Source organism: Vagococcus sp. QWL-13, assembly GCF_058683555.1.
The window spans coordinates 878,865-890,605 of record NZ_CM178746.1 but is presented as its reverse complement, the minus strand read 5'-3'; the positions used below and the strand labels follow the sequence as shown (position 1 = coordinate 890,605).

Below are 11,741 nucleotides of genomic sequence, written 5' to 3'. Positions count from 1 at the left end.
TAATCCTTGGGAATTACTCAACAGGTGTTTTGGATTTCTTGCCAAAAATAGTAAGTCCTATCATAATAAATAAAATCGCTCCTATACCTACAATAACACCCATTTTTCCAAATGAATTAGCCAAGCTTCCTAAGTACAAACCAGAAACCCCAAAATCTGCATCTGAGAATGTCGACCCAGCAAACCCTAAATCACCTAAAACGGGCAATAAAAACACAGGTAGAAAACTGATCAATATTCCCTGTAAAAATGAACCAAAGATGGAACCTTTCAAGCCACCTGAAGCATTTCCGATAACTCCAGCAGTTGCACCACAGAAGAAATGAGGAACGACTCCCGGCAAGATAATCACACCACCTGTCAAAATCATAATAATCATGCTGACAATTCCGCCTGCGAAACTAGAGAAGAAACCGATTAGAACGGCATTTGGTGCATACGGGTAAATAATAGGACAGTCCAATGCTGGTTTTGCATTTGGAACAAGTTTTTCAGAAATACCTCTAAAAGCTGGGATAATCTCTGCCAAAATTAATCTTACACCTGCTAAAATAACAAACACTCCCGCTGCAAAGGAGCCTGCCTGCTGAATTGCAAAAATAATATGATTAGTACCATTACTTAAATTTTCCATTATATACTCGCCGCCAGTGAAAATTGCCACCACAACATAAATAATAGTCATTGTTATTGCAATACTCACAGTTGAGTCTCGCAGGAAAGATAGTCCCTTAGGAAAACTGATATCCTCAGTTGATTTTTTCTTATTCCCAAACAATTTCCCTACTGTACCGCTCAACCAATATCCCACTGTACTGAAGTGTCCAAGGGCTACATCGTCACTACCAGTCAACTCGCGCATAAATGTCTGTACCATAGCTGGAAAAATCGCCATAATTATTCCTAAAGACAGACCTCCAAGTAAAATTAATGGTGCGGACGAAAATCCAGCAACTGTCAAAATCACTGCCAACATACATGCCATATAGAGCGTATGGTGACCTGTTAAAAAGATATACTTAAATTTAGTAAATCGGGCTATTAAAATATTAAATAACATCCCCGTTAGCATTATTAGTGCTGTATTTGCTCCATAATCATTCAATGCAACAGCCACGATTGCCTCGTTATTCGGTACGACTCCTTGCATATTAAAAGCAACCTGAAACATTTCTCCAAAAGGTGCTAACGAGCTTTCTATCACTCCAGCCCCTGCAGTAACAACCAAAAATCCAACAAAAGTCTTGACTCCTCCTTTAACAACTTCTGGCAAAGGTTTCTTCTGCAAGACTAATCCTAATATTGCAATAACAGCGACCAATAAAGCAGGGGTACTGGCAATATCCACAATTATATCCAAAATCCCATTCATAATTATTCTCCCTTTCTACCCTAGTTTATTTTGACCACCGACAACTTAGAAACTATTATCAGCGGTACAAATTTGACATTTAGTCACACTGCATCAAGAGATTTCTAAAACTCTATATAATCTCCTTATCCTTTAAAGCTTGTTTCACTACCGCTGCTAACTCTTCCTTATCTATAATACTTTTTAAAACACGAACATCCCCTAAATGAGCGGCTGCATCAGCCAAGTCAGCTGCTACAAACCAAACATCAGCTAAATCAGGAGTGGTAGAACCCAGATCATAGTGAGACACCTCAACCTGAGACAACACTCCTAAATCTTTCAGTACTGCTTTAATATTCATTTCCACCATAAAACTTGATCCTAGCCCTGACCCACAAACTGCTGCAAACTTAATCATCTTCTGCCACACTTCCTTCATAAATTAATGTCATAATTTCTTCAACCTCTGTTGCTGATTTTAATTTTTCCACCTTATCTGGATCCACTAAAATTTTTGTAAGTTGTGATAAAGCTTTCAAATGTGTGTGATTGTCTGTTGCTGCAATAAAAATGAATATTGAAATAGCATGTGCCTTATCATCTAACAAATTTACAGGTTGATCTAGTTTAAGGATGGACATACCAAGTTTATTCACCCCCTCCTCTGGCCTTGCGTGAGGAATAGCTATCCCTGAACCCAAGTCAATAAATGCACCTAATTCTTCTACCTTCTTAATAATAGCGTCTACATACTCCGGTTCAATGGCCCTTTCAGAAAGTAAAGGAGCTCCGCTCAGCCTAATAGCACTTTTCCAATCCAACCCTTCATTTTTCTCAATCTGAATTCTATCTTTAGTAATAATATCTTTTAACACCGGCAAGCCCACCTCTTCATATTTTTTTTCTGGTAGCAATTGAATGAATAACTCCTCTTCCAAATTGTCACGTTCATGGATAGTGGCGTAACGATCAATAATTGATAATATTTTTGTCATTTCAATATGTCGATACCCAGTCAGATGAAAATCTTTTGAAACTTTTTGTACCAAATACTGTTTAAATAAGTTATCCATAATCGGTTTTACAATATATAACGGCTTATCGGTGCCGATATATATTGTAGAAAAAACCAAATCATGTTCTAAATTTTTCAAATGATCCGCTTCATACATTGAATGATTCTCTAACCATTCAAATTGAGGAAATAAATTTTGTAACTCTGTTTTTAAAATCAATGACGAACTGATTCCGTTCGGACAAATAATCAAAGCTTTAATATTTCTTTTAGTTTCTTTTTGTGCTTCTATCTGTCCGCCAAAATGAATGGTGAAATAAGAAATTTCGTCCTCAGGTATTGTTACTCCTGCTAATTTTGATAATGGTGCCAAAGCTTCTTTTACTAGTTCGAATAAAGCAAAGTGATTATATTTAATATAATCCGTTAAGTCATTTTGAATGGTATTTCCAAAAACTAAGCGGTAATAAGCTGGAACTAAATGTGCGTATAAATTATTAAACAATTTCTCTTTATCAGTAAAATTTAAAACAGCAATTGTTTCCATCCTATCAATAATTTCATTTGTCAAATCTCTAAATACTCTATTGACTCTCTGATATTTGCCTTGACTAATTCCAAGCAATAGAGTCGTTAAATACTGAACTTCACTAAAAGGGGTCGATTGGGGATAAATTCTGTTGAGCAAAAGACAGGCTAGACTAAAAATTTCTCCATCTTCAATTTCAGTAGGTAAGTTTATATCAACCCTTTTATCTTTCACTCTATCAAGTCTTAGCATTAGTAACCCTAGAAAATAAACCATATGTTCCAAGCGGTCATTAACTAAATCCACTTGTTTGATTTTGGCTAATTCAAGAATGATTTTTTCTATTTCCGAGATTTTCACTGATTTATCTTTCAATAAATAACCTAATTGCCATGAACCAGTAGGCATATTAAGAAGCTCAGACACGAAAAAAAGTGCAGCTGTCCTTTTATCAATTTCTTTTCCAGATAAGTAATACCCTTTCGAACGTGAGTATTGTATGGCAACATTATTCTGAATCATTATTTTGTTTACTTTTTTAATATCTGAAATAATTGTATTTTTACTTACTCTTAGAAAATATTGATAATGAAAATTCGATAATATTTCAGTTCTTGAAAACGTGTACAAATATATCAAATATAATCTTTCTTTTTCTGTTAAATATAACTGACTATGTTTTAACTCTTGATTGAGAACTTGTTTTAAATCCTCAAATTGACCAAAAATTTCATATCCATTGTCACTCAGAATTAGATTATTAATTTTTTTATCTTTTAGTTTCCCTTCAATTATTTGAATATCTTTTTTCACTTGTTGAATAGGCATTTCAAAAATATTCCCCAATTCCCAATACGACAATACTGGCATCTCAATCATTTTTTCCAACAAAGCAAGTAGTCGATTGTCCATCAATTTTTCCTCCCTTAATTCAAGCATAGTGCACTTATTTTTATTTTAAAAGACTTTTTGAGTCCAATTCACCTTTGTAAAATCTTCATTGACTGTGCTCATCTCCTTTAAACACTTATATACCAACAAACTATTCCTTATTTCTTTAGTAAAATGCCCCTTTCCAGAAATATTCTATCACTTGATATCGTAAATAAAAAATCAATACCTATAATAGATTACAACGAATCTAATCTAAAAAATCTTGGAATAAAGAAAATCCCGTGAAACCTTTTTCGAAAAATTGATTTCACGGGATTTTTAATATATGTGTTTTCCAAGTTTAAAGGGTGCTTACGGATTCTTTCATCTTTAAATCAAAACAGTACAAGTCAAAGTACTTTTTAATACTTATCAGCTTAAATTTCTTCACAAAAAAGAGGTGCATTTAAACACCTCTTTTCCAAAACTTATTTTTAATAATGATTACGCATGAATCGGCAATCCTAATGCTAACTCTGATGCGTCCATAGCAGCTTCGGCCAAAGATGGATGGGAATGAATAGTCAATGCAATATCTTCCGCATTCATACCTGACTCAATCGCCAAACCAAGTTCAGCAATCACATCGCTTGCACTCACTCCTGCAACCTGTGCGCCAACAAGAACATTGCCTTCTTTAGTTGTGACTAGACGGACAAAACCTTCTGTCTGATTCAATGATAGAGCACGTCCGTTGCCAGCTAATGGAAACTTCACTGCTTTTACATCTAGACCGGCTTCTTTAGCTTCTTTTTCAGTGTAGCCCACTGTTGCCAATTCAGGATCAGTAAACGCCACTGCCGGCATACCGATATAATCTACGGCCACTGCCTTGCCTGAAATAGCTTCAGCCGCAATTTTTGCTTCATAGCTGGCTTTATGCGCAAGCGCAGCGCCGGGAACAATATCACCGATAGCAAAAATACTTTTTATATTAGTACGTCCTTGCTCATCGACAACGACATAACCGCGATCGTTCATCTCGACACCAGCCACTTCCAATCCAAGGTCATCCGTATTCGGACGACGACCTACTGTGACCATTACATAATCAGCATCGATTTTTTCTTCTTTGCCTTCTGCTTCATAAGTGACAGTCACACCATTGCCATTATCAACTGCTTCTTTGGCCATTGCATTGGTGACTACTTTGATGCCTTTTTTCTTAAATGAAGTTTCAACCAAACGAACCATATCTTTTTCAAATGTTGGTAAAATTTGCGGGGAACCTTCAAGAATGACTACTTCTGCACCTAGATTTGCGTAGGCGCCTCCTAACTCAGCACCGATAACACCACCGCCCACAATCACGAGCTTTTTCGGTACTTCAGTCAGGTTCAAACCACCTGTTGAATCAATGATACGCCCGCCGAATTTAAAACCTTTGATTTCAATCGGACGGCTTCCAGTCGCTACAATAGCGTGGTTGAATGTATAAGTTTGCGCACCGTCTTCGTGAATGACTCTTAATGTGTGTTCGTCATTGAAAAAAGCTTCACCCTCAATAATTTCTACTTTATTTTTCTTTAGCAGACCTTTAACACCGCCGGTCAATTTAGCAACAACGGTATTGTCTTTCCAATCTTGTGTTTTAGCAAAGTCCAGCTTGACGTTCTCTGCTGTCACACCAAATATATCCGAGTTGAGTGCATCCTGATACTTATGACCTGCACTAATCAGCGCCTTGGAAGGAATACATCCCACGTTTAAACAAACGCCCCCGATATATTCTCGCTCAATAATAGCAACTTTTTGCCCCATTTGAGAAGCACGAATTGCCGCTACATATCCGCCAGGACCTGCCCCGATTACTACTGTATCCAATTCTAGAGCAAAATCTCCTACTACCATATATTCTTCACCTTATCCTTCCATCAATAGTAATTCTGGATCTGCCAGCAATCGTTTAATATTGTTCATGGCTTGCTGAGCAGTCGCGCCATCCACGATACGGTGATCGAAACTTAGTGACAGTTTCATCATACGTCCCACAGCTAATTCTCCATCCGCATTGACAATAGGTTCCTGTTTGATTGTACCTACCCCTAAAATCGCTACTTCCGGATAATTAATGACTGGTGTAAACCATGCCCCGCCAACTGAGCCGATATTAGTAACAGTGATAGTACCGTTACGCATATCCGCAGCACCTAGTTTTCCTTCATGAGCCAAAGCTGCTTTTTCACTGATTTCGTCTGCAATATCAAACATGCTCTTCATGTCGGCTTGTTTAATATTTGGTACATACAAACCATGCTCAGTATCGGTAGCAATTCCGATGTTATAGTAATGTTTGTATACCACTTCATTTGTTGCATCATCAATTGAAGCATTCAAAACTGGGTATTTCTTCACTGTAGCTACCAAAGCTTTTACAACATATGGCAAGAATGTCAGTTTAGTATCACGTTCAGCCGCAACACCTTTGAATTTCTTACGATGATCCCATAATTGGGAAACTTCCACATCATCATGCAAAGTGACATGAGGTGCCGTATGCTTACTGTTAACCATTGCTTTGGCGATGGCTTTTCTTGTCATACTCATTGCTTCACGCGTTTCTTGTTCAGGTAAACCAACAAACGGTTGAGAAGCAGCCGCTGGTGTTGAAACTGCCGGTGCTTGAGCTTGTGCAGGAGTTTCTGCTGAAACTGCTGTCGGCTGAACTGACTCGACTTGACCGCCTTGAGAGAATGTGTCGATATCTTCACGGACGATTCGTCCGCCTTTTCCAGTTGGTGTCACCAATGAAATATCTACACCTTTTTCACGTGCATATTGACGGACAGAAGGCATTGCTAATACCCGTTTAGAAGGTGTACCCGTAGCTGAACCAGTTGATGCAGATTTTGATTCAGGCGCTGAAACAGCCGCTTCCGCAACTTCTGCTGCCGGTGCTTCTGATGACACAACAGTGTTATGGCCCGGTGCGTCGATTTCGATCAGCACATCTCCAACATTTGCCACTGTTCCTTCCGGTACGACGATGCGCACCACTTTACCTGTCACAGGTGAAGGGATTTCTTCCACAGATTTATCATTTTGCACTTCTAGCATCACATCATCTTCATTGATGGTATCGCCCTCTTTAGCAAACCACTTGACGATTTCTCCTTCGGCAATTCCTTCGCCGATATCTGGTAATTTAAACTGATAGACTGCTTGTCCTTCTGCTTTTGGTGCTGCTGGAGCAGCTGTTTCAGCAGCTGGGGATTCCTCAGACTCGTCACTTTCATGACCTGGTGCATCGATTTCAATCAATACATCTCCCACATTTGCTACTGTTCCTTCAGGAGTTACTATTTTTAAGACTTTCCCTGTCACAGGAGAAGGAATTTCTTCCACAGATTTATCGTTTTGCACTTCCAGCATCACATCGTCTTCACTGATTGTATCGCCTTCTTTAACAAACCACTTGACGATTTCTCCTTCGGCAATTCCTTCGCCGATATCTGGTAATTTAAATTTAAAAGCCATGCTATTAATCTCCTTTTCTAATGGATACTATGAATCAGAATTCGTAAATTTCTCTAACTTTTTCTTCAATATCCTTTGCATTTGGTAGCCAAGAACCTTCAGCTTGTCCAAATGGGAATATTGTGTCTGGAGCAGATACTCTTCCGATAGGGGCTTCTAATGAAAGGATCGAACGTTCAGAAATTTCGGAAACTACTTGTGCTCCGACGCCCCCTTGTTTCTGGGCTTCTTGAACCACAACCACACGGCCTGTTTTCTCAACAGAAGAGATAATCGTCTCAACATCCAAAGGAGCAACAGTACGCAAATCGATAATTTCAACATTGATGCCGTCTTTTTCTAAAACATCTGCAGCTTTCAGAGCCTCGCGAACCATCGCACCATAGGTAATGATAGACACATCTGTACCTTCTTTAGTTACCGCAGCTTTATCCAGCGGTACTGTGTATTCTCCTTCAGGTACTTCTTCACGGAAGGAACGGTACAATTTCATATGTTCCAAAAATACCACCGGGTCGTTGTCGCGGATAGCTGAAATTAAAAGACCTTTCGCATCGTATGGGTTGCTTGGGATCACCACACGTATCCCAGGAGACTGAGCAATCAATCCTTCAAGATTATCAGCATGCATTTCTGGTGTGTGAACACCGCCACCAAAAGGCGCACGAATTGTTATCGGCATCTGGCGAGTGCCGCCCATACGATAACGGGTACGGGCTATCTGACCAATGATTTCGTCAAAAACTTCAAAAACAAAACCAAAGAATTGAATTTCAGGTACGGGACGGTAGCCTTCCAAAGACAAACCAAATGCTAATCCGCCGATGCCCGACTCAGCTAAAGGAGTGTCAAAAACACGGTCTTTACCAAACTTTTCTTGTAAACCTTCCGTCGCACGGAATACCCCGCCGTTATTCCCGACATCTTCACCAAAGACTAACACGTCTTCGTTTTTTTCAAGTTCGATTGCTAAAGCATCAGTAATTGCTTGAATCATAGTTTTTTGTGCCATGTTTACTTCGACTCCTTTGCTTTGTAAATTTCAATTTGTTCTGCAATGTTTTGAGGTGATACTTCAAACATTGATGCCAAAAATTCAGATACTTTTTGTTTTGGTGCCGCATCTGCTTCTTTGATTGCTTGAGCGATTTCTTCTCTTGTCTGTTCAATGATTTCTGTTTCTTTTTCTTCTGACCATAATCCTTTTTCAGTCAAATAAATCCGTAAACGATTTAACGGATCACGTTTTTCCCAATAATCTTCCACATCTTTTGTACGGTATCTCGTTGGGTCATCACCAGACAATGTGTGCGGACCATAACGGAATGTCAATGTTTCTATCAAAACAGGACCGTTGCCGGCAAGTACCCACTCACGTGCTTGTTTTGTCACAGCATAAACAGCTAAAGCGTCCATCCCGTCTACTTGAATCCCTGGGATACCAGCTGCCACGGCTTTTTGAGCCAATGTTTCTGCAGCTGTCTGAACCTCGCGAGGTGTAGAAATTGCATAGCCGTTGTTTTGTATGAAGAATAGTGCATTGGCTTTGTAAGCTCCGGCAAAGTTGATTCCTTCATAGAAGTCTCCTTGAGAAGAACCGCCATCACCTGTATAAGTCACTACCAAAGCTTGCTTGCCGCGTTTTTTCAATCCTAGTGCCACCCCTGCTGCTTGAACGTACTGTGCCCCAATAATAATTTGCGGAGGCAAAGCATTCAAATCTGGGGCATATTTACTGCCGTCAACATGACCGCGCGACCAGAGAAAAGCATCTCTCAACGGCAAACCATGTTGAATTAATTGTGGTACATCACGGTATCCAGGTAGAACATAGTCTTCTTTCGATAATGCAAAATGACTTGCCAACTGGCTGGCTTCTTGTCCTGCCGTAGGTGCGTAGAAACCTAAACGTCCTTGACGGTTTAGAGCAGTAGAGCGCTGATCCAGCACACGTGCCCATACCATTTTACTCATCAGTTCGACAAGTTCCTCATCAGATAAATCCGGCATCAAATCAGGATTTGTTACTTTTCCATTTTCATCCAACACTTGCAGTGTGGAAAATTCTTGATTAATTGCCTTTAATTGTGCTTCAAAATCAATCGTGTTTTTCTCTTTCTTTGCCATTGCTACACAATCCTCTCTTTTCTTTTCATTAAGTCGCAAAACAGATCAGCAAACTGTATCATTTTTATGTTTTCACATTCTCAATTTATCACGATGAAATAATTTATGCAAGCATTAAGTCTCAGCTGGACGGTTTTCACGGTATTGCTGACAAGCTCTAAACAACTACGGTTTGTGAAACAATAAACTTGTTGGTGTTTATTTTCAATAAATTATTTTTGCAACTATATTTTCTTCGTTCACACTATCACACAATTAAAAAACTGTTATAGTATCTTTTTTTAGAAAGACGTTAATCAATTCAGTCAGACAAACAAAAGTCAATTATAATGATGCTTTTTATTTTTGAAATATAAAAAGGCTAAACAGTCAAATACAGCTGTTTAGCCTTTTTAGATATTTTTAAGTCCTCGGGAAATATTGAAAATTCAACTTGTCTGGGTTTGATTTTTCTAGACTTTTAGTTAAAAATTTTTAAACACTCTCCCGCAAACGCCATTTTTCTTTTAAACATATTTTAATTTCATGACAGTGTGGGGCACTTGTTGATTTTTACTTTTCCATATTTTATCCAGGATTAAAAGTTAACCGCAGAAAACAATTGTGAAACAAGTCACATCAAGTGTATTTATAAAAAACGGATGAACATCAAAAAGAAATTTCATATAGAAAATATTTTCCTAATCACAGGTTGCTTATCGGACGATATCGTTCATGTTTATTGCCGCGCCTTATTTTCAGCCATGACTCCCACCAGCTTGTGAGGGACATAAACTTCCTCTAAATATTCGATTTCTTCTTTAGTTAGAAGTAAATCGACCGATTTCACTGCTCCTTCTACGTGATGCAATTTAGTCGCTCCTACTACAGGAGAAGCCGTCTTGGTCAGCAGCCAAGCGAGAGAAATTTCTGTCATAGAGACCTTTTTTTGCAAAGCCAATTCCGCAACCCGTTTGATAATAACAGAATCAAATTCTTCCATGCTGCTATATTTCATTTTTGCATAACTGTCTTCAGAGGCACGTTTTGAAGTTTCTCCGAGAGACTTTGAGAGCCGACCGCCAGCTAATGCACTATAAGGCGTCAGTGCAATATTTTCTTCTTTGCAGTAAGGCACCATTTCCCGTTCTTCTTCTCGGAAAATCAAATTATAATGGCCCTGTACAGAAATAAATTTTGCAAAGCCTTCTCGTTCTGCCAGTGCATTGGCTTTAGCAAGCTGCCATGCGAAGCAATTGGAAATACCGATGTAACGAGCTTTCCCTGCTTTTACTACACTATTTAATCCCTCCATAATCTCATAGAGCGGCGTGTGATAGTCCCACATATGATAGATGTATAAGTCCACATAGTCCATCCCAAGGTTTGCAAGACTGTAATCAATCATCTGCTCAATATGTTGTTGTCCAGTAATCCCTGCAGAGATTTCTTTCTGTGTGCGGGGAAGAAATTTCGTAGCCACTGCCACTTCGTCACGCTGGGCATAATCACGTATGGCTCTGCCTAAATATTGTTCGCTGGTGCCGCCTTGATAAGCGAGTGCTGTATCGAAAAAATTGATGCCCAGCTCCAATCCCCGTTTGATGATTTCACGGGAATGCTCTTCATCAATCGTCCACGTATGCTGTCCTCTAGCAGCTTCTCCAAATCCCATACATCCCATACAAATACGTGAAACATTTAAATCTGAGTTTCCCAATTTAATATATTTCATCTGCTTCCTCTCAATCTAATACTAGATGACTATCTCAATTTATTATATATTTATTTGTTGAGATATCAATGGTACGAATCGATAAATTCCACAAGTTTATCCATGTTTTGATACAGTGTTTCCGGTTTTTTATCAACTTTTTTTGAAACCATCTCTGTTAGCTTCCTTTCAAAAAAATTCAATTTATTTGGTTGAAGTTTTCCGCCAAAATTTGTCCTGTGTTTGGCAGAATCATAAATTTCCCCCGGAAAGCCATCTTGAATATATTTTTCTGAATCAGCGGGTGTCATACAGCAAACAAACAGGGCGAGATTCTTAGAGGCAAGTTTATCGGTATTTTCTTCTGTAAAACGTCTGATATTTTTATTTATCCTGCCGATGTACACCGGGCTTCCAATAATAATCCAATCAAAATTCTCATAGTCGATTTTGGGATTAGAATTAATATCAGTGATTGTCACATCGTGTTTAAACTTGTTTACAAGATACGCGACGCACTCTTCCGTAAAGCCATATTTGCTGGAATAAACAATCAGGGTTTTCATTTTCATTCTCTTCTTTCTTTAAAATTTTCAACTATCCTTAACATCAT

General features: G+C 38.7%; 9 protein-coding genes. All 9 read right to left on the bottom strand.

The features are described from left to right. Window positions 1-13: 13 nt before the first annotated feature. The 9 genes from ulaA to AC4PHI_RS04145 all read right to left on the bottom strand — a co-directional run bounded on the left by ulaA (window position 14) and on the right by AC4PHI_RS04145 (window position 11,700). Complete coding sequence (gene ulaA, locus AC4PHI_RS04185; protein ID WP_492201061.1) at window positions 14-1,372, bottom strand: PTS ascorbate transporter subunit IIC; 1,359 nt, start codon at window positions 1,370-1,372, stop codon at window positions 14-16. A gap of 112 nt (window positions 1,373-1,484) precedes the next feature. Continuing rightward, window positions 1,485-1,772 (bottom strand): PTS sugar transporter subunit IIB, encoded by a 288-nt coding sequence (locus AC4PHI_RS04180; RefSeq protein ID WP_492201060.1) that lies wholly within the window; start codon window positions 1,770-1,772, stop codon window positions 1,485-1,487. Further along, window positions 1,765-3,810: a BglG family transcription antiterminator gene (locus AC4PHI_RS04175; protein ID WP_492201059.1), complete on the bottom strand. Its 2,046-nt coding sequence runs from the start codon at window positions 3,808-3,810 to the stop codon at window positions 1,765-1,767. The genes AC4PHI_RS04180 and AC4PHI_RS04175 overlap by 8 nt, the downstream gene beginning before the upstream one ends. 465 nt (window positions 3,811-4,275) lie before the next feature. Next, window positions 4,276-5,682, bottom strand: a complete 1,407-nt coding sequence (gene lpdA, locus AC4PHI_RS04170) for a dihydrolipoyl dehydrogenase (protein WP_492201058.1) — start codon at window positions 5,680-5,682, stop codon at window positions 4,276-4,278. Window positions 5,683-5,694: 12 nt separating this feature from the next. Further along, complete coding sequence (locus tag AC4PHI_RS04165; RefSeq protein WP_492201057.1) at window positions 5,695-7,308, bottom strand: dihydrolipoyllysine-residue acetyltransferase; 1,614 nt, start codon at window positions 7,306-7,308, stop codon at window positions 5,695-5,697. A 34-nt stretch (window positions 7,309-7,342) separates the two neighbouring features. Then, window positions 7,343-8,320, bottom strand: coding sequence for an alpha-ketoacid dehydrogenase subunit beta (locus AC4PHI_RS04160; protein WP_492201056.1), 978 nt, complete (start codon window positions 8,318-8,320; stop codon window positions 7,343-7,345). A 2-nt stretch (window positions 8,321-8,322) separates the two neighbouring features. Continuing rightward, window positions 8,323-9,435, bottom strand: a complete 1,113-nt coding sequence (gene pdhA / locus AC4PHI_RS04155) for a pyruvate dehydrogenase (acetyl-transferring) E1 component subunit alpha (protein ID WP_492201055.1) — start codon at window positions 9,433-9,435, stop codon at window positions 8,323-8,325. Between the two features lie 718 nt (window positions 9,436-10,153). Next, window positions 10,154-11,149: an aldo/keto reductase gene (locus AC4PHI_RS04150; protein ID WP_492201054.1), complete on the bottom strand. Its 996-nt coding sequence runs from the start codon at window positions 11,147-11,149 to the stop codon at window positions 10,154-10,156. 65 nt (window positions 11,150-11,214) lie between these two features. Next, a complete protein-coding gene (locus tag AC4PHI_RS04145) occupies window positions 11,215-11,700 on the bottom strand; it encodes a flavodoxin domain-containing protein (protein WP_492201053.1) in 486 nt (161 codons plus the stop codon). Between the last annotated feature and the right edge of the window lie 41 nt (window positions 11,701-11,741).